Below are 21,794 nucleotides of genomic sequence, written 5' to 3' on the forward strand. Positions count from 1 at the left end.
AGCAACGGGGGGTGGTGCTGCGCCGACACGGCACCACCCCCCATGCTGTACTCACCGGACTCCGGGGCCGAAGCCCCGCCGTGCGGTGTACCGCCACTCTTGTACCGTCGCAGGGCCCTCGCCAGAGTTGCAGAGGGTTGCAACCATTGTGTGGAGTTGCGACACCGGGGCCGCCGAGGCGGCAGGATGGACGCCGTGGCCCTTGGCACGGTCCGGGGGCCGGTACCTAGGGGGAACCGACGTGGAGACAGGTCCTGTCGACATGACGCGGCCGGCCGCGCAGGAGACCGACCGGCCCACGCGCCTGCTGCACCGCGCGCGGGAGGCGCGGCTCGCGGGGCAGAGGATGCCGGTCCGGCCGCGGGCCGAGATCGGGGCCTCGTGGGACCGGGTGCTGCGCAGCGGCATCGATCCTGAGCAGTCCACCCAGAGCGTCCTGCTGGAGCTGGAGGAGGTCGAGCACCGGCGCCGGAGTTCCACGCTGGGCGAGGTGATGCCGCTGCTGAGCGACGGGCTGGTCAGCATCGCGGACGCCTCGCAGCAGATCATGGTCGTCACCGATGTGGAGGGCCGGGTGCTGTGGCGCGAGGGCAACACGGGGGTGCTGCGCCGGGCCGACGACATCTGCCTGGCGGAGGGCGCCGCCTGGTCGGAGGAGATCACCGGCACCAACGCGATCGGGACCGCGCTCGCCTCGCGCGCCCCGGTGCAGGTCCACTCCGCGGAGCACTTCGTCCGCAGTCTGCACGGGTGGACGTGCGCGGCTGCCCCGGTGCGCGACCCCCGGGACGGGCGGCTGATGGGGATCGTCGACATCAGCGGTCCGGCGAGCACCTTCCACCCCACGACGCTCGCCCTGGTCGGTTCGGTGGCCCGGCTGGCGGAGCACGAGATCAGGTCCCGCCATCTCCAGTCGATCGACCGGCTGCGCTCGGTGGCGGCTCCGATACTGTGCCGGCTGGGGGGCCGGGCGCTGGCGGTGGACGGCAACGGCTGGCTGGCGGCGGTCACCGGGATGCCGCCGGTGGACCGGCTGCCGCTGCCGAAGTCCGTGCAGCCGGGCCGGGTGTGGCTGCCCTCGCTCGGGATGTGCCGGGTCGAGCCGCTGCCGGGCGGCTGGCTGGTGCAGGTGGCGGACGGCGCGATGGACAGCCCGCCGCGCCGGGTCGTGCTGGATCTGCGCCTGCCGCGTGCCCTGGCGGTGAACGTGGTGAGCCCGGTGGGCACGTGGACGCAGCGGCTGTCCCCGCGCCACGCCGAGCTGCTGTACGCGCTGGCCGCGCGCCCCGAGGGGCGTACGGCGTCCGAGCTGGCGGAGGACCTCTTCGGCGATCCGACCAGGACGGTGACGGTCCGGGCCGAGATCTCGCGGCTGCGGCGCCACCTCGCGGAGGTGCTGGCGCACCGCCCGTACCGCTTCGGGGAGGGGGTCGAGGTGGAGGTGATCCATCCGGAGCACCCGGCCGATCTGCTGCCGCGGTCGAAGGCGCCGGTCGTGGTGGCGGCGCGCGACGCCTCGTGAACACGGTTCTCGCAGGTCCGTGGTGCTCCCGCGCGGGTACCGCCTTGGGCCGGGGCGGCGCGGCATGGTTGTCTGCAGTCATGAGCAACCCCGAACGTCCCGCCGGCCCCGCCCTCGCCGAGGTGACCGTCTGGTCCCTGGAGCAGACCTCCCCCGACGACCTCCAGCCCTCGGCCGTGCCGGGGCCGGACGTGAGGATCGTCCGGTCCGAGGTGCCGCTGCCCGAGTTCAGCCGGTTCCTCTACACGGCGGTGGGCGGCGACATCCAGTGGACGGACCGGCTGTCGATGACGTACGCGCAATGGCAGGACGTGCTGGACCGTCCCGGCGCGGAGACCTGGGTGGCGTACGTGAACGGGACACCGGCCGGTTACGTGGAGCTGGACCCGCAGGACGACGGCGTGGTCGAGATCATGTACTTCGGCCTTCTCCCGGCCTTCCGGGGCCGCCGGATCGGCGGGCATCTGCTCTCGTACGGGGTCGCGCGCGCCTGGGACCTCGCCCAGCGGTGGCCGGAGCGGCCGGCGACGAAGCGGGTGTGGGTGCACACCTGCTCCAAGGACGGGCCGCACGCCATGGGCAATTACCTGCGCCGCGGCTTCCGGCTGTTCGACACCAGGACGGAGCTGGAGCCCGAGGTCGCGAGCCCGGGTCCGTGGCCGGAGTCCGGCCGGACGCTCCCGTAGGGAACACCCGTAAGAAATGCACATGGTTGTCCGGTTTTCCGGTTGCCAGGTGCCCGTCACCTGCGTGACGGGCGCCACACAGTCTCACCTGCCGGGACAGTCCCGTCCACATCATGGATAGTGGTGGACTGCTCCGAGACCCGCGTGACACGCTTCCGTCATGTCTGGAACTGGAATTGCCTTGGTGAGTCGACGCCACGTCGACCTCGGCCGCATGTCCAGCGCCATCTGTCCGGCGAGCTGAGAGCCCCAGCGCCGCCGCGATCCACCTTTCTCCGCAAGCCCTGCGCACCGCCGCGCCTCACGCGAGTGTGCAGTTCAGAGCCGCCCTCCTGCAGTCCCGAAGGACGTACCGTCATGGCCGCTACCCCGGAACAGCCCGCGCCCGCCGCGCCCCGCCGCAAGGCCGGGCGCCACCGCGGCGAAGGCCAGTGGGCCCTGGGGCACTACACCCCGCTGAACGGCAATGAGCAGTTCAAGAAGGACGACGACAGTCTCAACGTGCGGACACGCATTGAGACGATCTACTCCAAGCGCGGGTTCGACTCGATCGACCCCAACGACCTTCGCGGACGCATGCGCTGGTGGGGCCTGTACACACAGCGGCGGGCCGGTATCGACGGCGGCAAGACGGCGGTCCTGGAGCCCGAGGAGCTCGAGGACAAGTACTTCATGATGCGGGTCCGCATCGACGGCGGCAGGCTGACCACCACGCAGCTGCGCGTCATCGGCGAGATCTCCGAGGAGTACGCCCGCGGCAGTGCGGACATCACCGACCGGCAGAACGTCCAGATGCACTGGATCCGCATCGAGGACGTCCCGGCGATCTGGGAGAAGCTGGAGGCCGTGGGGCTCTCCACGACCGAGGCGTGCGGCGACTGCCCCCGTACGATGATCGGCTCCCCGGTGGCGGGCATCGCCGCCGACGAGATCATCGACGGCACCCCGGCGCTGGACGAGATCCACGAGCGCTACATCGGCAGCCCGGAGTTCTCCAACCTGCCGCGGAAGTTCAAGACCGCCATCTCCGGCTCCCCCGTGCAGGACGTGGTGCACGAGATCAACGACATCGCGTTCGTCGGTGTCGAGCACCCCGAGCACGGCCCCGGCTTCGACCTCTGGGTCGGCGGCGGCCTCTCCACCAACCCGCGGCTGGCCGAACGCCTGGGCGCCTGGGTGCCGTTGGACGAGGTCGCCGACGTGTGGGCCGGTGTCGTGGGGATCTTCCGCGACTACGGCTACCGCCGCCTCCGCAACCGCGCCCGGCTGAAGTTCCTGGTGGCCGACTGGGGCGTCGCGAAGTTCCGTCAGGTGCTGGAGGACGAGTACCTCAAGCGCCCGCTGCTGGACGGACCCGCGCCCGCGGAGCCCAGCAGCCGCTGGCGCGACCACATCGGCGTCCACGCGCAGCAGGACGGCCGGTTCTACGTGGGGTTCGCACCCCGGGTCGGACGGGTCGACGGTTCCACCCTCGCCAAGATCGCCGACCTCGCGCAGGAGCACGGCTCCGGCCGGGTGCGGACCACCGTCGAACAGAAGATGATCATCCTCGACGTGGAACAGGACCGGGTCGAGTCCCTGTCCGCCGGCCTGGAGGCGCTCGGCTTCCAGGTGAAGCCGTCCACGTTCCGGCGGGGCACGATGGCCTGCACCGGCATCGAGTACTGCAAGCTGGCGATCGTCGAGACCAAGGCGCGCGGCGCCGCCCTCATCGACGAACTGGAGCGCCGCCTCCCGGAGTTCGACGAGCCGCTCACCATCAACATCAACGGCTGCCCCAACGCCTGCGCCCGCATCCAAACCGCGGACATCGGCCTCAAGGGCCAGCTCATGCTGGACGACGAGGGCAACCAGGTGGAGGGCTACCAGGTGCACCTGGGCGGCGCGCTCGGCCTGGAGGCCGGCTTCGGCCGCAAGGTCCGCGGCCTGAAGGTCACTTCGGCCGAACTGCCCGACTATGTCGAGCGGGTGCTCGGGAACTTCCAGAAGGAGCGCGAGGCCGACGAGCGCTTCGCGACCTGGGCGGCCCGGGCCAGTGCGGAGTCGCTGTCATGAGCGAGCGCGCGGCACCGTTCCACTGCCCCTACTGCGGCGACGAGGACCTGCGTCCGCACGAGACGGGGCACGGGGCCTGGGAATGCGGCTCCTGCAACCGGGCGTTCCAGCTGAAGTTCCTGGGCCTGCTGGCCCGGGGACTGGAGCGCAACAACGGTGAAGAGGACGGGATATGACGGACACTCTGCAAGCCGGAGAGCTTTCCGCGGCCGAGCTCAAGGACCTGGCCGAGCGCGCGGGCGCGGAGCTGGAGGACGCCTCCGCGCTGGAGATCCTGCAGTGGGCGACCCGGACCTTCGGCGCGCGGTTCTGCGTGACGTCGTCGATGGAGGACGCGGTCGTCGCCCACCTCGCCTCCCGGGCGCTGCCCGGGGTGGACGTCGTCTTCCTCGACACGGGCTACCACTTCCCCGAGACGATCGGCACGCGTGACGCGGTGGAGGCGGTGATGGACGTCAACGTCATCACGCTGACCCCGCGCCGGACCGTGGCCGAGCAGGACGCCGAGTACGGGGCGAAGCTGCACGACCGCGACCCGGACCTCTGCTGCAAGCTGCGCAAGGTCAAGCCCCTGGAAGAGGGCCTGACCGCCTACACGGCCTGGGCCACCGGGCTGCGCCGCGACGAGTCCCCCACCCGGGCGAACACCCCGGTGGTCGGCTGGGACGAGAAGCGGCAGAAGGTCAAGGTCTCGCCGATCGCCCGCTGGACCCAGGACGACGTCGACGCGTACGTCGCCGAGCACGGGGTGCTCACCAACCCGCTGCTGATGGACGGTTACGCCTCCGTGGGCTGCGCCCCCTGCACCCGGCGGGTGCTGGAGGGCGAGGACGCACGGGCCGGCCGCTGGGCCGGGCGCGGCAAGACCGAATGCGGGCTGCACGACTGATGACGACTGATCAGGAGACTTCGATGAGCGTGACGGAGACGGGAGCCACCGTCTGGCTGACCGGTCTGCCGAGCGCGGGCAAGACCACCCTCGCCTACGAACTCGCCGGCCGGCTGCGCGGCGAGGGCCACCGGGTGGAGGTGCTCGACGGCGACGAGATCCGCGAGTTCCTCTCCGCCGGCCTCGGCTTCTCCCGCGAGGACCGGCACACCAACGTCCAGCGGATCGGCTTCGTCGCCGAACTCCTGGCGGCCAACGGCGTGAAGGTGCTCGTCCCGGTCATCGCCCCGTACGCGGACAGCCGGGACGCGGTCCGCAAGCGGCACCAGGCCGAAGGCACCGCCTACCTGGAGGTGCACGTCGCCACTCCGGTCGAGGTGTGCTCGGAACGCGATGTGAAGGGGCTCTACGCCAAGCAGGCGGCGGGCGAGATCAGCGGGCTCACCGGGGTGGACGACCCCTACGAGGCGCCCGAGTCGCCCGATCTGCGGATCGAGTCGCACCAGCAGACCGTGCAGGAGTCCGCGGCGGAGCTGTACGCGCTGCTGAGCGAGAGGGGTGCAGCGTGACGACCGTCGCGACTGTGTCGGAAGGCACCGCCAATCCGTACGCACTCAGCCACCTGGACTCCCTGGAGTCCGAGGCGGTGCACATCTTCCGCGAGGTGGCGGGCGAGTTCGAGCGGCCGGTCATCCTGTTCTCCGGCGGCAAGGACTCGATCCTGATGCTGCACCTGGCGCTCAAGGCGTTCGCGCCCGCACCGGTGCCGTTCACCCTGCTGCACGTGGACACCGGGCACAACTTCCCCGAGGTGCTGGAGTACCGCGACCGCACGGTCGCCGAGCACGGACTGCGGCTGCACGTCGCCTCCGTCCAGGAGTACATCGACGCCGGGAAGCTCCGCGAGCGCCCCGACGGCACCCGCAACCCGCTGCAGACCGTGCCGCTGACCGAGGCGATCCAGCGGCTTCGCTTCGACGCGGTGTTCGGCGGCGGCCGACGGGACGAGGAGAAGGCGCGCGCCAAGGAGCGGGTCTTCTCGCTGCGCGACGAGTTCTCCCAGTGGGACCCGCGCCGCCAGCGCCCCGAACTGTGGCAGCTCTACAACGGCCGGCACGCCGCGGGTGAGCACGTCCGGGTCTTCCCGATCTCCAACTGGACCGAGCTGGACGTGTGGCAGTACATCGCCCGCGAGGGCATCGAACTCCCGCAGATCTACTTCGCCCATGAGCGCGAGGTCTTCAACCGTTCCGGCATGTGGCTGACCGCGGGCGACTGGGGCGGCCCCAAGGAGCACGAGAAGGTCGAGACCCGGCAGGTGCGTTACCGCACCGTCGGTGACATGTCCTGCACCGGTGCCGTCGACTCCGACGCCACCACCCTGGACGCCGTGATCACCGAGATCGCCGCCTCCCGGCTCACCGAGCGGGGCGCGACCCGCGCCGACGACAAGATGTCCGAGGCCGCGATGGAAGACCGCAAGCGCGAGGGGTACTTCTAACATGACCACACCCACCCAGCTGGCCGAGCAGCTGTCGACCACCACCCTGCTGCGGTTCGCCACCGCGGGGTCGGTGGACGACGGCAAGTCCACCCTCGTGGGCCGGCTCCTGCACGACTCCAAGTCGGTCCTCACCGACCAGCTGGAGGCCGTCGAGCACGCCTCACGCAACCGTGGCCAGGAGACGCCGGACCTGGCGCTGCTGACCGACGGGCTGCGGGCCGAGCGCGAGCAGGGCATCACCATCGATGTCGCCTACCGCTACTTCGCCACCCCCCGGCGCCGGTTCATCCTCGCCGACACCCCGGGCCACGTGCAGTACACCCGCAACATGGTCACGGGCGCCTCCACCGCCGAGCTGGCCGTCGTGCTGGTCGACGCGCGCAACGGGGTCGTCGAGCAGACCCGCCGGCACGCCGCCGTCGCCGCACTGCTGCGCGTCCCGCACGTCGTCCTGGCCGTCAACAAGATGGACCTGGTCGACTACGCGGAGCCGGTGTTCGCCGCCATCGCCGAGGAGTTCACGGCCTACGCGGCCTCCCTCGGCGTGCCGGAGATCACCGCGATCCCGATCTCCGCCCTGGCCGGCGACAACGTCGTGGAGCCCTCCGCGCACATGGACTGGTACGGCGGCCCGACCGTCCTGGAGCACCTGGAGACGGTCCCGGTCAGCCACGACCTCACCGCCTGCCACGCCCGTTTCCCCGTCCAGTACGTGATCCGGCCGCAGACGGCCGAGCACCCCGACTACCGGGGCTACGCAGGTCAGATCGCCGCCGGCGTGTTCCGCGTCGGCGAGCCCGTCACCGTCCTGCCCTCCGGCCGTACGTCGACGATCGCCGGGATCGATCTGCTCGGCGACAGCGTGGACATCGCCTGGGCCCCCCAGTCGGTCACGCTCCGCCTGGCCGACGACATCGACGTCTCGCGCGGCGACCTGATCGCGCCGGCCGACGACGCACCCGCCGTCACCCAGGACGTCGAGGCGACCGTCTGCCACGTCGCTGACCAGCCGCTCACCGTGGGCCAGCGGGTGCTGCTCAAGCACACGACCCGCACGGTCAAGGCGATCGTCAAGGACATCCCGTCCCGGCTGACCCTGGACGACCTCTCGCAGCACCCGGCCCCCGGCCGGCTCGTCGCCAACGACATCGGCCGCGTCGTCGTCCGCACCGCCGAGCCGCTCGCGCTCGACGCGTACGCCGACTCGCGCCGCACCGGCTCCTTCCTGCTGATCGACCCGGCCGACGGAACCACCCTCACCGCGGGCATGGCAGGCGCCTCCTTCGCCGCCGTCACGCAGGACGTCGCCGAGGCGGACGACGACGCGGAGTGGGACTTCTGATGAACCCCGACGTCTTCTCGACCTTCGCGAAGGAGGGCGGCCGTGTCGGCAGCGGCGCCCTCGGCAGCGGCCAGGGCGGGGTCGCGCGATGTGCGCGTTGACGTACGCGCACTGCCTGCGCGCCCGGCAACACCACCCGCACGGCCCGCTACGCCAGTTCAGACGAAGACCTGCCGACCTCCCGGCCGCGTCCCCGGACTTCCGGGGGACGTGAGCTCCGGGCCTCCGAGAGGAAGACCTCCCGTGTCTGCCCCCCGTATCACTCTTCGCCGCAGCATCGCCGCTGCCGCCGCCCTGCCGCTGCTCGCCGTGGTCCTCACCGCCTGCGGCTACGGCTCCGAGGCGAAGGACGACGACGCGAAGAAGGCGAACGTCGCCGCCGACGGAAAGAAGCTCTCCGCCGACACGGTGCGGATCGGTTACTTCCCGAACCTCACGCATGCCACGGCGCTCGTGGGCGACCAGAAGGGCCTGTTCCAGAAGGAGCTCGGCGGAACCCAGCTCAAGACCTCGACGTTCAACGCGGGTCCTTCCGAGATCGAGGCGCTGAACGCCGACTCGATCGACATCGGTTTCATCGGCCCCTCGCCGTCGATCAACGGTTACACCAAGTCCAAGGGCAAGAACCTGCGGATCATCGGTGGTTCCGCCTCCGGCGGGGTGAAGCTGGTCGTCAACCCGAAGAAGATCAAGACCCTGGACGACCTCAAGGGCAAGAAGATCGCCACCCCGCAGCTCGGCAACACCCAGGACGTGGCCTTCCTGAACTGGATCTCCGAGAAGGGCTGGAAGGTCGACGCCCAGAGCGGCAAGGGTGACGTCTCCGTCGTCCGCACGGACAACAAGGTGACCCCGGACGCCTACAAGTCGGGTTCCATCGACGGCGCCTGGGTCCCCGAACCGACCGCCTCCAAGCTGGTCGCCGAGGGGGCGAAGGAGCTGCTGAACGAGTCCACGCTGTGGCCCGACGACAAGTTCGTGATCACGAACATCATCGTGTCGCAGAAGTTCCTCGAGGAGCACCCCGACGTCGTCGAGGCGGTGCTGCGCGGCACGGTGACCACGAACGCGTGGATCAACGCCAACCCGGACGAGGCGAAGGCATCGGCGAACGCCGCGCTGAAGAAGCTCACCGGCAAGGCGCTGCCGGCCGAGATCATCGACCCGGCCTGGAAGTCGATCCAGATCACCGACGACCCGCTGGCCGCCACGCTCGACGCGCAGGCCGAGCACGCGGTGAAGGCCGGGCTGCTGGAGCAGCCCGACCTCGAGGGCATCTACGACCTGAAGCCGCTGAACAAGGTCCTGAAGGCCGCGGGCAAGCCCGAGGTCGCCGACGCCGGTCTCGGCGTCAAGTAACCAGCCGCTCGAAGACCCCAGGAGGTGACGACCATGGCGAACACCCTCACCAAGGCCGAGGACCGTGTTTCGGTCGGGCACGCCGCCCGTATCGCGCATGTCTCGAAGTCCTTCGCCGGACCCACGGGAGCGCAGCTGGTCCTGGACGACATCACGCTCGATGTCGCCCCGGGCGAGTTCGTCACCCTCCTGGGAGCCTCCGGGTGCGGAAAGTCGACGCTGCTCAATCTGGTGGCCGGTCTCGACCGCCCGACCGGGGGCTCCATCGAGACCCCCGGCGGGCGGCCGGCCCTGATGTTCCAGGAGCACGCCCTGTTCCCGTGGCTGTCCGCGGGCAAGAACATCGAACTGGCGCTGCGTCTGCGCGGCGTGCCGAAGTCGGAGCGCCGCACCGAGGCGGAGCGGCTGCTGGAGCTGGTGCGCCTGGGCGGGGCGTACGGCAAGCGGGTGCACGAGCTGTCGGGCGGCATGCGGCAGCGGGTCGCGATGGCTCGCGCGCTCGCCCAGGACAGTCAACTGCTGCTGATGGACGAGCCGTTCGCCGCGCTCGACGCCATCACCCGGGACGTACTGCACGACGAGCTGACCCGGATCTGGCGTGAGACGAACGTCTCGGTCCTCTTCGTCACGCACAACGTGCGCGAGGCGGTCCGGCTCGCCGAGCGCGTAGTGCTGCTGTCGTCCCGCCCGGGCCGGATCGCCCGGGAGTGGACGGTCGGCATCGAGCAGCCGCGCCGCATCGAGGACACCGCCGTGGCGGAACTGTCCGTCGAGATCACCGAACAACTGCGTGGGGAGATCCGCCGTCATGGCCAGCACTGAAATCACGTCGGGCACACCGGGGTCCGGCGGGAGCGGGCCGGACGCGGTGAAGCCGGACGACCTGGCCGGTCTGGAGGCCGGGCTGGACGCGCTGGACGCCGTGCACGTGCACCGCACCCCGGTGCGCGAGGTGCTGCTGCGCAAGGTCCTGCCGCCGCTGCTGGCGGTGGCCCTGGTCATCGCCGTCTGGCAACTGCTCGTCTGGGCGCAGGTGACCGAGGACTACAAGCTGCCCTCACCCTCCGCGGTCGGGGACAGCCTCGGCGACATGTGGCGGCAGGGAACCCTGCTGGAGGTGGTGTGGACCAGCGTCTCGCGCGGTCTGCTCGGCTTCCTGCTCTCGGTCGCCATCGGTACCCCGCTGGGTCTGCTGGTGGCCCGGGTGAAGTTCATCCGTGCCGCGATCGGCCCGATCCTGTCCGGGCTGCAGTCCCTGCCGTCGGTGGCCTGGGTGGCACCGGCCGTGATCTGGCTCGGCCTGAACGACTCGATGATGTACGCGGTCATCCTGCTGGGCGCGGTGCCGTCGATCGCCAACGGTCTGGTGTCCGGCGTGGACCAGGTGCCGCCACTCTTCCTCCGGGCGGGCCGGACCCTGGGAGCGACCGGCCTGCGGGGCACCTGGTTCATCGTCATGCCGGCCGCCCTGCCGGGCTACCTGGCCGGTCTGAAGCAGGGCTGGGCGTTCTCCTGGCGCTCGTTGATGGCCGCCGAAATCATCGCCTCGTCTCCTGAACTCGGCCTGGGGCTGGGCCAGTTGCTGGAGAACGGGCGTAACAACGCGGACATGCCGGGGATCTTCCTCGCCATCATCCTGATCCTGTTCGTCGGCATCGCCATCGATCTGCTCATCTTCAGTCCGCTGGAGCGGTGGGTGCTGCGCAGCCGCGGTCTCCTCGTCAAGAACTGAGCCACGTCATGACAGCTCCGGTCCTCCTCGTCATCGCCCACGGCAGCCGCGATCCGCGGCACGCGGCGACCGTGCACGCGCTCACCGCGCGGGCGGGTGCGCTGCGGCCGGGACTGCGGGTGGAGACGGGGTTCCTGGACTTCAACGCACCGTCGGTGCCGCGGGTCCTGGAACGGCTGGACGCCGAGGGCGCGGGTGAGGTGGTGGCGCTTCCGCTGCTGCTCACCCGGGCGTTCCACGCCAAGTCGGACATCCCGGCGGTCCTGCGCGAGGCGCGCGCCCGGCTGCCGCGGCTGCGGGTGCGGCAGGCCGAGGTGCTCGGCCCCTCGCCCCTGCTGAACTCCGCCCTGGAGCGGCGGCTGCACGAGGCCGGGGTCCGCCCCGGCGACCGACGCTCGACCGGGCTCGTCCTGGCCTCGGCGGGCTCCACAGACCCGGAGGCGATCGCAGTGATCGCTGAAATCGCGCGGGAGCTGCGGCACACCGGTTGGTGTTCCGTGCGGCCTGCGTTCGCCTCCGCATCCCATCCCCGTACCGAGGACGCGGTACGGGCCCTGCGGGCCGACGGTGTGCGGCGGGTGGCGGTCGCCCCGTACGTGATCGCGCCCGGCCGCCTCCCGGACCGCATCGCGGCGGGGGCGGCCGAGGCCGGCGCGGATGTGCTCGCCGGTGTGCTGGGCCCGTCGCCGGAGCTGGCGCGGCTGCTGCTGGACCGGTACGACGAGGCCTGCGCCCCGGCGGCCAGGACCGCCGGCGCGGTCAGCGCGTAGGGCCTCCCGCCCGCATCGCGCCGGGCTCCGCTCAGCCCATGTCCAGGCCGCCCGTGCGGGTCCGCTTGAGTTCGAAGAAGTCCTCATGGCCCGCGAGCACCCGGAAGCTGTCGAACAGCCGCGCCGCCTCCTCGCCGCGCGGCACCGCACGCAGCACGGGGCCGAACCACACGGTTCCGTCCACGTGCAGGGTGGGTGTGCCCACGTATCCGTCCGCCTCCGGGTCCTTGCCTGCGTCGTGGCTGCGCCGCACCGCCTCGTCGTACGCCGGGTCGTGCGCGGCCGCGGCCAGGTCGGCGGGCAGGCCGAGCTCGGCGAGGGACTGGACGATCACCTCGTCGAAGTCGTCGTTCTTCTGCTGGTGGATCCGGGTGCCGTAGGCCGTGTACAGGTCGCGCAGCACGCCCTCGCCGCGCAGTCCGGCCGCGGCGGCGGCGACGCGCACCGGACCGAGCGACTTGTCGACCAGCGTGCGGTACCAGTCGGGCAGTTCGTTGCCGGTGTTGTGCAGGTAGAGGCTCATCACATGGAAGCGGAGTTCGATGTCGCGCCGCTGCTCCACCTCCAGCATCCAGCGGGAGGTGATCCAGGCGAACGGGCAGGCGGGGTCGAAGTAGAAGTCGACAACGGCCGTGCCGGGGCTGCGGTGAGTGGTCATGACCGGAGCCTAGCCAGCCGGTGGCGCACTCCCACGGGCCATTCAGCACCCGTGGGAGTGGGCCATTCTCAGGCGGCGGTCCACTGCGGATCGCGGCCGCTCAGGGCCACGGCCCGGGTGAAGGCGTCGGCCTCCGCGCCGACGGCGACCTCCTCGGCGAAGCCTTCGTACTGCCGGTAGAGCGCGGCGGTCTTCTCGACGATCCCCAGGACATGGGCGGCGGCCCCGTCGGAGAGGCGGAACTCCTGGCCGGTGGCCCGGGCCACGTCCCAGCCGTGCAGGGCCGTCTCCTCGATGAGCATCGCCGCGGTGTCCGCGGCCGGGGAGGCCGACGCCCCGTCGCCGATCGTGCCCTCCCAGACCGCCGGGTCGGACCAGGCGGCGACGGCACGGTCCAGCTGGGCCGCGTACTGCTCGGCCCAGTCGGCGTCCGCGGTGAAGTCGCGGGTGGTGAGCTCCTGCGGGATCTCCGTCCGCAGGGCGCGGTGCTCCATGCCGTGCGAGGTGTAGAGCACCCAGTGGTTGACGAGCCCCCGGACGTCCCAGCCCGCGCAGGGAGTGACGGGGATGTCGAGCTGTTCGGCGCGGACGGCGCGGGCCACACGGGCCGCCTCGGCAGCGCATTCGGTCATATGGGCGTGCTCGGTCTTCATGGGCAGCACTCTATGAACGGCCACGCCCCCCGGTCTTGAACAAAGGCGACAGGCACGGGCCGGAGGGAGCTGCGGACGCCCGGCTAGTGTTCATCCGTGTCCGCTTCACTCTCCTCCCCCGACGTCTCCTTCCTCATCGGCGGCGAGCTGCCCGTCCGCCGGCTCGGCTACGGCACCGCCCAGCTGACCGGCCCCGGGTACTGGGGTCCGCGCGGGGACCGGCAGGAGGCGCTGGCCGTGCTCCGGTCGGCGGTCGATCAGGGCGTCACCCTGATCGACACCGCCGACAACTACGGCCCGGGGGTGGCCGAGGAGCTGGTGGCCGGCGCCCTGCATCCGTATCGCGACGACCTCGTGATCGCGACCAAGGGCGGAGTCGTCCGCACCAGTGACAGCGCCTGGCACATCGCGGGGCGGCCCGAGGGACTGCGCGCGATGTGCGAGGCCAGTCTGCGCAGGCTGCGCACCGACCGGATCGACCTCTACCAGTTGCACCGGCTGGACCCGGGGGTGCCGATGGCCGACCAGCTGGGCGCCCTGGACGCGCTGCGGCAGGAAGGCAAGATCCGGTACATCGGTCTGGACACCCTCACCGCCGACCAGCTGGAGCAGGCGCTCTCCCTGACCGAGATCGCCTCGGTGCAGAACCGCTTCAACCTCCTCGACCGCGGCTCGGACGCGGTGCTGAAGGTGTGCGAAACCCACGGCCTGGCGTTCCTCCCCTGGTTCCCGCTGGCCAACGGCGCACTGACCGGCGACGCGGCCGCGGCACTCGACGCGGTCGCGGAACGCCACGGCGCCACCCGCGGGCAGACCGCCCTCGCCTGGCTGCTGCACCGCTCCCCCGTGCTCTGCCCGACCCCGGGCACCGGTTCGGCCGCCCACCTTTCGGAGAACCTGGGGGCGCGGGAGATCCGGCTGACCACCGAGGACATGAGCCGCCTGGAGGCGCTCGCACCCGCACGAAGGAGTCCCCGCACGTGACCACGACCGCCCCCGTCAAGGCCGTCCCGCTCGCCCGGATGCCGGTGATCCGGGCCGACGGCGTCTGCTTCGTACGGGACGGCGACGTCCTGCTCGACTCCGTCTCGCTGACCGTGCGCGGCGGGGAGCACTGGGCCCTGCTCGGTGCCAACGGTGCGGGCAAGAGCACCCTGCTCGGGCTGCTCGGAGCGGTCAGCCATCCCACCCGGGGGTCGGTGGAGGTGCTGGGGCGCGCCCTCGGCCGGGTCGATCTGCGGGAGCTGCGGTCTCTGCTGGGGCACGTCAATCCGCGTCACCCGTTGCGTTCCCCGCTGACCGTGAGCGAGGTGGTGCTGACCGGTCTGACCAACTCGGTCGAGCCGTTGCCGCGCTGGTCGCCCGGGGCCGAGCAGCGGGAGCGGGCCGAGCGGCTGCTGACGATGCTGGGCATGGGCGGCAGGACGCGGTCGCGCTGGCCGGCCCTCTCGCAGGGTGAGCGCGGTCGTACGCTCATCGCCCGCGCGCTGATGCCGCAGCCGCGGCTGCTGCTGCTCGACGAACCGGCCACCGGGCTGGACCTGGCCGCGCGGGAGCAGTTGCTGGACAGTCTCGACGCGTTGCGCGAGGAGCATCCGGAGCTGGCGACGGTCCTGGTCACGCACCATCTGGAGGAGCTTCCGGCCTCCACCACGCATGCGATGCTGCTGCGCGGCGGGCGGTGCACGGCCTCGGGTCCGGCCGACGAGGTGCTGACCACCGCTCAGGTCAGTGACTGCTTCGGCCATCCGGTACGGATCGAGCGCACGGACGGACGGTGGACGGCGCGGGCCCAGCGGGCCGCCCGTCGCTGACGGCGCCCGGGTCCTTCGTCCGCATCAGGTGACGAAGGGGGTGGCCTGGTGGTAGTAGAGCAGCCACCCCGCCTCGGTGAGCCGCCACAGTGAACTGCGGTGGGCGCGCTGCCCCTTGGCCTCGGTGTCGAAGGTGACGTGGACGAGCTCGTCGGCGAGCTGGACCGCGCGCATCCGTGAGGCCGTGAGCTGCCCGGCCCGTGGAGCCTCGTCGGAGACCAGCGACGTGATGACCATCTGGCGGTCCCAGCGTCGGCCGGTGGTGTCGACCTCGTGGAAGTCGGGGTGCAGGACCTGGACGAGGAGCTCGGTGGAGGCCCGGACCAGCGGGTCCAGGAGGCGCAGTTCGCCCTCGACGGCGGCGGCCACGCCCGGGGTCGGTGCGCTCATGCGCGGCCTCCGGCCGTCCACGCGGATCTGGAGTGCGGCGCGCGGGGCCCGGCCGCGGCGGGCCTCCGGTGACCGCTCCCGCCCGCATGGGGCGACGGCACCGCGTACATCATCATGGGCACACCATAGGACGGTCTTCCCGAGCCGTGCGGCCGCCGCGCCCCGTGGGGGTGGGCGCGGTGGCCGGCCGGGTCCTACTCCACCACCTTCAGCAGCTTGTTCACCGTTCCCTCGGTGGCGTTGGTGATGGCGTCCGGGGTGGCTCCCCCGGTCAGCGCCGTGGCGACCTGCGCCGGGGTGGCGTCCGGGTGCCCTGCCAGATAGACGGCGGCGGCTCCGACGACGTGCGGGGTGGCCATCGACGTGCCCGAGATGGTGTGGGAGGCGTCGTCGCTGTCGTTCCACGACGAGGTGATGTCGGAGCCCGGGGCGTAGATGTCCACGACCGGGCCGTAGTTGGAGAAGGACGACTGTTCGTCGTCCACCGTGGACGAGGCGACCGTGATCGCCTCGGGGACGCGGGAGGGGGAACCCTCGCCCGCGTCGCTCGACTCGTTGCCCGCGGCCACGGCGAAGGTGACTCCGGAGGCGATGGCCTTCTTGACGGCCGCGTCGAGCGCCTCGTCCGCGCCGCCGCCGAGGCTCATGTTGGCGACGGACGGGCCCTGGTGGTTCTCGGTGACCCAGTCGATGCCGGCGACGACCTGCTCGGTGGTGCCCGAGCCGGAGTCGTCGAGGACGCGGACGGCGACGATCTTGGCCTTCTTGGCGACGCCGTACGTCGCACCGGCTATGGTGCCGGCGACGTGGGTGCCGTGGCCGTTGCCGTCGTCGGCGCTGTCATCGTCGTCCACGGCGTCGAAGCCGGAGCCGGCCCGGCCCCCGAACTCCTGGTGGGTGGTGCGCACGCCGGTGTCGATGACGTACGCGGTGACGCCCTCGCCCGCGCTGTCCGGGTAGCTGTACGCGTGGTCCCCGGCGGTCTCCGCCTGGTCGATGCGGTCCAGACCCCAGGACGGCGGGTCGTCCTGGGTGGTGCTGAGGTGGAACTTCTTGTTCTGGACGACCTTGGAGACGGCCGGGTCCGCGGCGAGGCGCTCGGCCTCGGCCCGGGAAAGTCCGTCGGCGGAGAAGCCGTTGAGGGCGGAGGAGTAGGTGCGCTTCAGCTCGCCGCCGTACTCCTCGGCGAGCTTCGCCTTGTCGGCCTTCCGGTCCAGCATCACGATGTAGCTGCCGGAGACGGCGGTCGCCGCGTCGGCGCCGTAGATCCGGCCCGTCGCGGGGCCGGGCGCCGCTCCGGCGAACGGACCGGCCATCAGGGTGACTCCGGCGGTGGCGGCCACCGTGGTGAGGGCGGCGGTCAGCCTGAACCGGCGCGCGTGCTTGTGCATGGCCATGAAGAGGGGTCTCCTCGTCATTCTTTGTGGGGGGATTGGCCCTCGGCCGGAAGATCTCCGGGGGCTGGCTCGAAACCCTCGCCGATTGACGCGCGCAGATCAAGACCTCCTGTGCGCCCGCGGTCTCCCCGGCAGGGTTTCGTCACAGGAAACCGCTCAGTGGTCCGCAGGTCCGCCACATCTTCCGCCCCCCGTAGTGGCGCTCGCCCCACCGGCCGCCCGCCGGACACACGACTCCGCCCTGCTCGTGGCACTCCCTCACGAGCAGGGCGGGGCGGAACGGTTCAGCGCCGGGTGACCCGCACCCCCGTCACCCCCATCAGCCCGGCGAGGGGCACGTCGGAGGCCGTCTGCGCGGGGTCCACCGTCAGACCACCGTCCCGCACCATGCCGAGCAGCATCTCGGCGAGCGGCATCACCATGTGCCGTCCCCAGCAGCGCTCGGACTCATGGCCGAAGGGCAGGTAACCGGGCTGACCGTCCGGGTCCAGGGTGTCCCAGCGCTCGGGCCGGAACACATCGGGGTCCTCCCAGAGCGCGGGGTCCCGGTGGCTCAGCAGCGGCAGGAGCAGGATGTCGTCGCCGGCGCCGATCCGGGGATCGAGCGCGGGGTATTCCGGGGACGCCCTGCGCAGGATGTTCCAGGAGGGCGGCAGCAGCCGCATGGCCTCGTAGAGGATGTTCCGGTTCGAGGTCGCGTCGTCGAACGGCGATCCGAGCCAGAGCGCGTTGGCGACCAGCGTCGAAACGGTGAAACAGACCGGGGCCGCCGCTCTGCGGTACAGGCCCATGGCGTAGCGGCGGTCCTGGTACCCCTTGGCCTCGGCGGTCAGGCCCGCGACGGCGGAGACGGGGGCGCCGGGGCGCAGCCGCCCGGGCAGGGCCGCTCCGGCGGCGATGACCGACCAGGTGAGTCGGGGCGTCAGTTCCAGGGCGCGGTCCATGAGGATGCGCAGCCGGTAGGGGTCTTCCCCGAGGATCAGATCGCGCAGGTACACGTGGCCCACGTGCGGCCATTCCCCGCGGAGGTCGGCGTCCTCGGGAACGGGCTTCTTCAGGGCCGTCCGTACGTCGCGGCCGATGGCCTGCATGACGGTGGCGGCCTCGGCACGGGGAATGGACCGCCCGTGGAGGGGTTTGAAGGTGGGCCGCTCATCCTCGGTGGCCGGCCTGGCGGCGAGGATGCGGTCGGTCAGAGCGGCCCCGGCGACACCGACGGTGCCGGGGTCCAGCCGGAAGGACTCCTCACCCCGGTGGCCCGTCAGGAGCGCCTGGAGTCTCGGCGCGAAGACGACGTCCCGGGCACGGCTGCCGGTACCGGATATCTGCATCGTGGTCTCCAAGAAGCGAGAGGCGCCCGTGCCCGGCGGGCCGAGGGGCCACGCCGGGCACGGACCTGACGGACGGACCGCGGCCGCCGGTCAGCTGGACTCGAAAGGCCTGTTCAGTACCAGAGGTACCAGGCGTACGCCTTCAGGCTCTTCTCCGGCGTCATCTTGTCCTTGAGCAGAAAAAGGAACTTCATAACAGCACCTCCATCTTTGACTCTGAATTTACTTTCAAGGGGCATGACTCGGCCGTTCTCGCGATACGGAATTCCCCTTCGACGGGAATTCCGCGCCGCTACTGACCGCCGACAGGAGTAGAGCCCAGGGCCATTGGCATTGTCAATGATCTCCTTTTCGGCCAAAAGCGCCTGCGCGTTCCGTTTCAGTCGGCGCCCGACGCACCGAAGAGAAACGGGCCGTTTCCCCCGGCCATACCCGTACACGCACGTCCCGACAAGATCATGAAGAAGCACATTCAAGCCGATGACTGTCTGAATCGCCGTTGTTCAGGAATGCGTTGCCCCAGCCCTGGAGGGCGTCCGACGGCCGGACCGCCGGCACCTCACCGCCGGAAAAATACGTACCGGTCGGTAAGGCGTGGGCGTACGGTGCGAAGTCATCGCTGATAACGGGCCAGGACCCGGTTGCCGTCCTCCACCAGACGCTTCCTCAGTTCTTCCGCGCCGATCGCACCGCTGTAGTACTCCTGGAGCGCGGGCGTGGCGACCTTGTCCTTCCATTCCGGGTAGCCGCGCACGGACTGGGCCGGTGCCGGGCGCAGAGCGGTCGCGAGGGCGGCACCGGTCGCCCAGCCCCGGTCGGCGGTGTGCAGCGAGGGGTCGGCCAGGGCGGCCGTACCGGTCGGCAGCATCCAGTCGCCCTTGGCCAGGCGCACCATGTTCGCGGGCCGCAGCAGGAAGTCGATGAACTCCACGGCCTCCTTCTTGTGCGGGCTGTCCTCGGCGACGGACAGCGTCTGCGGGCTCACCCCCTGGGCCAGGCCCTCGCTGCCGGCCGGGGCGGGCAGCACCGTCCACTCGAAGCCCTTGGGGGCCTGTTCGACCACCTGCTGGCGGTAGGAGAACCCGAGCGGCACCATGGCGTACTTCCCGCCGAAGAGACCGGGCAGCGTGTCGCCGCCGCCCATGCCGAGCGCGGTGCGGGCCGCGCTGTGGTCGGTGTTGACCTGATCGTGGACGGTGCCCGCGACCACGCGGTCGCCCTCCCCCATCCGGATGGTCACCTTGCCGTCGGCGCCGCGGTGGAAGAGCTGACCACCTGCCGAGAGCCCGAGGTTGAGGGTGACGGAGACCGGCTCCTTGAGCGGCCAGGCGATCCCGTAGCGGCCCTTGCCCGTCAGCGCCTTGGTGACCTGCCGGAACTCCGGCCAGCTCCAGGGTTTTTCCGGCGTCGGAACGCGGACCCCGGAGGCTTTGAGGATCTTGGTGTTGGCGATCAGGACCCGCGGTTCCTGGAGGAAGGGCACCCCGTAGACACCGCCGCCGAAGGTGGCGGTCTCCCAGCTCCGTGCGGGGATGTCGTCGGTCAGCCGGTCGGGGAGGAGCGTGCGCAGATCGGCGAGATAGCCGCCGTACGCGAAGTCCGCCAGGTCGTCGGAGGCGTCATGGATGACGTCCGGTGCCTCGCCCCCCTCGAAGGAGGTGAGGAGCTGGTCGTGGACGCTGTCCCAACTGCCCTGGACGTACTGGACCTCGACGTCGGGGTGGCTCGCGTTCCACTCCTTCACCAGCTGTTTGTTGATGTCGACGGACTCCTTCTGCCAGGCCAGCGACTGGAAGCGGATCCGGATCTTCCCGTCGCCGTCCCCGCCGCCCTGCCCTGAGCACCCCGTGAGCAGGAGGGCGAGTGCGGTGGCCGCCGCGGCTGCCGTGCGCATGAGCGCGCGCATCAGCTCTTCACCGCCCCGGCGAGCATGCCGCCCGTGATCCGCCGCTGGATGACGGCGAAGAGCACGAGCGAGGGGAGGGTGGCGAGGAACGCGGCGGCGGCGAGCGGTCCGAGGTCGCTCGCGCCCTCCGCACCGAGGAAGTGCGTCAGTACGACCGGCAAGGTCTGCTTCTCCGGGGTCTTGAGCAGGACGAGCGCGAAGAAGAACTCGTTCCAGGCGGTGATGAAGGCGAAGAGCGCGGTGGCGACGATCCCCGGGGCCAGCAGCGGGGCGGTGACGGAGACCAGCGTCCGCAGCCGGCCCGCCCCGTCGACCGCCGCCGCCTCCTCCAGTTCGGGCGGCACGGCCCGTACGTAGCCGACCAGCATCCACAGCGCGAAGGGCAGTGCCCACACCACGTACACCATGATCAGCCCCCACAGCGTGTTGATCAGGTGCAGGTGCTTGAGGACCAGGAAGAGCGGGATGATCAGCAGGACGAAGGGGAAGGCCTGGCTGACCACGACCCAGCCGGTGGCGGCCGTGGTGAGCCGTGAGCGCCGGCGGGCCATGACGTAGGCCATCGGGGTCGCGATGAGGACGGCGATGACACCGGCACTGAGCGCGGCGATCAGCGAGTTGGCGGCGGCCCGGAGCAACGGCTGCTCGTCGAAGGCCTGCCGGAAGTTGTCCAGCGTGGGGTGCTCGGGGATCCACGTCGGGTGCAGGGAGCCGAGCTCGGGCGCGGGTTTGAAGGCGGTGGAGATCAGCCACAGGAACGGGAAGGCCAGGAAGACCAGGTAGCAGAGCAGCGCGGCGTACTGTCCGGCGCGCACGGGTTTGCTGGTACGCGTACTCATCGGTCCTCGCCTCCCCTGAGCCGTCCGGCGAGGTACACGGCGAGGATCACGGAGATCACCGCGACCATCACACAGCCCATCGCCGCGGCGTAGCCGAACTGTCCGTACCGGAAGGCCTCTTCGTAGGCGAAGAGCATCGGCAGCCGGGTGCGGCCGCCGGGACCGCCGTTGGTCAGCACGTAGACCAGGGCGAAGGAGTTGAAGTTCCAGATGAAGTTGAGCGCGGTGATCGAGAGGGCGACGGGCCTGAGCGCGGGCCACGTGACGGTGCGGAACCGGCGCCAGGCGCCCGCCCCGTCCAGGGCGGCGGCCTCGTGGAGTTCGTGCGGGGTGTTCTGCAGACCAGCCAGCAGGGCCACCGTGGTCTGCGGCATGCCGGCCCAGACGCCGACGACGATCACCGCGGGCAGTGCGGTGGCGAGGCCGGTCAGCCAGTCGCGGCCGTCGCCGAGCCCCAGGTCGCGGATGGTCTCGTTGAGGATTCCGGCGTCCGGGCTGTAGACGAGGCGCCACATGATGCCGACGACGACCTCGGGCATCGCCCACGGGACGATGGCCAGGGCGCGGGCCAGCCAGCGCATCCGCAGGCGCTCGTTGAGCAGCAGGGCGAGGCCCAGGGCCAGCACGAACTGCGGGACGGTGACGCCGAGCGCCCAGACCAGACCGATCCGGAACGACTCCCAGAACAGGCCGTCGTGGAGCAGGTCCTGGAAGTTCAGCACCCCGACCCACTGGGTGGACCGGGTGCGGCCCGACTGGGCGTCGGTGAAGGCCAGCGTGATGCCGTAGAGCAGCGGTCCCACGCTCAGGACCAGGATCGGGATCAGGGCGGGCAGCACCAGGAACCAGGTTCCGGCGCTCCGGCCGGTCCGCCCGGACCGCTCGCCGCGCGGCTCGCCCGGCGGACCGTGGCGTCCGGACCGCACGGTTGCACTCGCCAATGTCAT

At 71.1% G+C, this 21,794-nt stretch carries 24 protein-coding genes; 15 read left to right on the plus strand and 9 right to left on the minus strand.

The window, feature by feature from the left end; translation table 11 throughout:
* The first annotated feature begins 262 nt into the window (after positions 1 to 262).
* The 13 genes from ABZ454_RS17310 to ABZ454_RS17370 all read left to right on the plus strand — a co-directional run bounded on the left by ABZ454_RS17310 (position 263) and on the right by ABZ454_RS17370 (position 11,859).
* The gene (locus ABZ454_RS17310) at positions 263 to 1,522 is read left to right on the plus strand and encodes a GAF domain-containing protein (RefSeq protein ID WP_359539095.1); all 1,260 of its coding nucleotides are present in this window, start codon (positions 263 to 265) and stop codon (positions 1,520 to 1,522) included.
* Between the two features lie 80 nt (positions 1,523 to 1,602).
* On the plus strand, positions 1,603 to 2,208 hold the full coding sequence (locus ABZ454_RS17315; protein ID WP_356312346.1) for a GNAT family N-acetyltransferase: 606 nt from the start codon (positions 1,603 to 1,605) through the stop codon (positions 2,206 to 2,208).
* Positions 2,209 to 2,368: 160 nt separating this feature from the next.
* A complete protein-coding gene (locus ABZ454_RS17320; RefSeq protein ID WP_309486338.1) occupies positions 2,369 to 2,452 on the plus strand; it encodes a putative leader peptide in 84 nt (27 codons plus the stop codon).
* A gap of 113 nt (positions 2,453 to 2,565) precedes the next feature.
* Positions 2,566 to 4,263 carry a nitrite/sulfite reductase gene (locus ABZ454_RS17325; protein WP_359538835.1) on the plus strand — a complete coding sequence of 566 codons (1,698 nt, stop codon included), beginning with the start codon at positions 2,566 to 2,568 and terminating at the stop codon, positions 4,261 to 4,263.
* Entirely contained in the window at positions 4,260 to 4,439 is a 180-nt protein-coding gene (locus tag ABZ454_RS17330) for a hypothetical protein (protein WP_359538837.1), read from the plus strand. The genes ABZ454_RS17325 and ABZ454_RS17330 overlap by 4 nt, the downstream gene beginning before the upstream one ends.
* Positions 4,436 to 5,152, plus strand: coding sequence for a phosphoadenylyl-sulfate reductase (locus ABZ454_RS17335; RefSeq protein WP_359538839.1), 717 nt, complete (start codon positions 4,436 to 4,438; stop codon positions 5,150 to 5,152). The genes ABZ454_RS17330 and ABZ454_RS17335 overlap by 4 nt, the downstream gene beginning before the upstream one ends.
* On the plus strand, positions 5,152 to 5,721 hold the full coding sequence (gene cysC, locus ABZ454_RS17340) for an adenylyl-sulfate kinase (protein WP_356312334.1): 570 nt from the start codon (positions 5,152 to 5,154) through the stop codon (positions 5,719 to 5,721). The genes ABZ454_RS17335 and cysC overlap by 1 nt, the downstream gene beginning before the upstream one ends.
* Complete coding sequence (gene cysD / locus ABZ454_RS17345) at positions 5,718 to 6,653, plus strand: sulfate adenylyltransferase subunit CysD (protein ID WP_356312331.1); 936 nt, start codon at positions 5,718 to 5,720, stop codon at positions 6,651 to 6,653. The genes cysC and cysD overlap by 4 nt, the downstream gene beginning before the upstream one ends.
* A 1-nt stretch (position 6,654) precedes the next feature.
* Positions 6,655 to 7,998, plus strand: coding sequence for a GTP-binding protein (locus ABZ454_RS17350; protein ID WP_359538843.1), 1,344 nt, complete (start codon positions 6,655 to 6,657; stop codon positions 7,996 to 7,998).
* Between the two features lie 243 nt (positions 7,999 to 8,241).
* Positions 8,242 to 9,357, plus strand: a complete 1,116-nt coding sequence (locus ABZ454_RS17355) for an aliphatic sulfonate ABC transporter substrate-binding protein (protein WP_359538845.1) — start codon at positions 8,242 to 8,244, stop codon at positions 9,355 to 9,357.
* Between the two features lie 33 nt (positions 9,358 to 9,390).
* Positions 9,391 to 10,179 carry an ABC transporter ATP-binding protein gene (locus ABZ454_RS17360; protein ID WP_356312322.1) on the plus strand — a complete coding sequence of 263 codons (789 nt, stop codon included), beginning with the start codon at positions 9,391 to 9,393 and terminating at the stop codon, positions 10,177 to 10,179.
* Complete coding sequence (locus ABZ454_RS17365; RefSeq protein ID WP_359538848.1) at positions 10,166 to 11,089, plus strand: ABC transporter permease; 924 nt, start codon at positions 10,166 to 10,168, stop codon at positions 11,087 to 11,089. The genes ABZ454_RS17360 and ABZ454_RS17365 overlap by 14 nt, the downstream gene beginning before the upstream one ends.
* A gap of 8 nt (positions 11,090 to 11,097) precedes the next feature.
* Positions 11,098 to 11,859, plus strand: a complete 762-nt coding sequence (locus tag ABZ454_RS17370; RefSeq protein ID WP_359538850.1) for a sirohydrochlorin chelatase — start codon at positions 11,098 to 11,100, stop codon at positions 11,857 to 11,859.
* A gap of 31 nt (positions 11,860 to 11,890) precedes the next feature.
* Here ABZ454_RS17370 and ABZ454_RS17375 read toward each other — a convergent pair whose 3' ends face one another.
* Together ABZ454_RS17375 and ABZ454_RS17380 are read right to left on the minus strand one after the other, a co-directional pair.
* Positions 11,891 to 12,517, minus strand: a complete 627-nt coding sequence (locus ABZ454_RS17375; protein WP_359538852.1) for a DsbA family protein — start codon at positions 12,515 to 12,517, stop codon at positions 11,891 to 11,893.
* Positions 12,518 to 12,585: 68 nt separating this feature from the next.
* A complete protein-coding gene (locus ABZ454_RS17380; protein WP_359538854.1) occupies positions 12,586 to 13,170 on the minus strand; it encodes a TIGR03086 family metal-binding protein in 585 nt (194 codons plus the stop codon).
* A 96-nt stretch (positions 13,171 to 13,266) separates the two neighbouring features.
* Between ABZ454_RS17380 and ABZ454_RS17385 the strand changes: the two genes are divergently transcribed.
* Together ABZ454_RS17385 and ABZ454_RS17390 are read left to right on the plus strand one after the other, a co-directional pair.
* Positions 13,267 to 14,154 (plus strand): aldo/keto reductase, encoded by an 888-nt coding sequence (locus ABZ454_RS17385; protein WP_359538856.1) that lies wholly within the window; start codon positions 13,267 to 13,269, stop codon positions 14,152 to 14,154.
* Positions 14,151 to 14,984 (plus strand): ATP-binding cassette domain-containing protein, encoded by an 834-nt coding sequence (locus tag ABZ454_RS17390; RefSeq protein WP_359538859.1) that lies wholly within the window; start codon positions 14,151 to 14,153, stop codon positions 14,982 to 14,984. The genes ABZ454_RS17385 and ABZ454_RS17390 overlap by 4 nt, the downstream gene beginning before the upstream one ends.
* Before the next feature lie 24 nt (positions 14,985 to 15,008).
* On the opposite strand, the gene ABZ454_RS17395 is transcribed toward ABZ454_RS17390, so the two are convergent.
* The 7 genes from ABZ454_RS17395 to ABZ454_RS17425 form a co-directional block, all read right to left on the minus strand.
* On the minus strand, positions 15,009 to 15,374 hold the full coding sequence (locus ABZ454_RS17395) for a nuclear transport factor 2 family protein (RefSeq protein ID WP_359538861.1): 366 nt from the start codon (positions 15,372 to 15,374) through the stop codon (positions 15,009 to 15,011).
* Positions 15,375 to 15,568: 194 nt separating this feature from the next.
* On the minus strand, positions 15,569 to 16,771 hold the full coding sequence (locus tag ABZ454_RS17400) for a S8 family peptidase (protein WP_359538863.1): 1,203 nt from the start codon (positions 16,769 to 16,771) through the stop codon (positions 15,569 to 15,571).
* 284 nt (positions 16,772 to 17,055) lie between these two features.
* On the minus strand, positions 17,056 to 18,102 hold the full coding sequence (locus tag ABZ454_RS17405) for a cytochrome P450 (RefSeq protein WP_359538865.1): 1,047 nt from the start codon (positions 18,100 to 18,102) through the stop codon (positions 17,056 to 17,058).
* 113 nt (positions 18,103 to 18,215) lie between these two features.
* Complete coding sequence (locus ABZ454_RS17410) at positions 18,216 to 18,341, minus strand: tryptorubin family RiPP precursor (RefSeq protein ID WP_359538868.1); 126 nt, start codon at positions 18,339 to 18,341, stop codon at positions 18,216 to 18,218.
* A 374-nt stretch (positions 18,342 to 18,715) separates the two neighbouring features.
* Positions 18,716 to 20,008: a sugar ABC transporter substrate-binding protein gene (locus ABZ454_RS17415; protein ID WP_359538869.1), complete on the minus strand. Its 1,293-nt coding sequence runs from the start codon at positions 20,006 to 20,008 to the stop codon at positions 18,716 to 18,718.
* On the minus strand, positions 20,008 to 20,847 hold the full coding sequence (locus ABZ454_RS17420) for a carbohydrate ABC transporter permease (protein WP_359538871.1): 840 nt from the start codon (positions 20,845 to 20,847) through the stop codon (positions 20,008 to 20,010). The genes ABZ454_RS17415 and ABZ454_RS17420 overlap by 1 nt, the downstream gene beginning before the upstream one ends.
* A complete protein-coding gene (locus ABZ454_RS17425) occupies positions 20,844 to 21,794 on the minus strand; it encodes a sugar ABC transporter permease (protein WP_359538873.1) in 951 nt (316 codons plus the stop codon). Before ABZ454_RS17425 ends, ABZ454_RS17420 begins: the two co-directional genes overlap by 4 nt.

This window comes from Streptomyces sp. NPDC005803, from assembly GCF_040630435.1.
GTDB lineage: Bacteria > Actinomycetota > Actinomycetes > Streptomycetales > Streptomycetaceae > Streptomyces.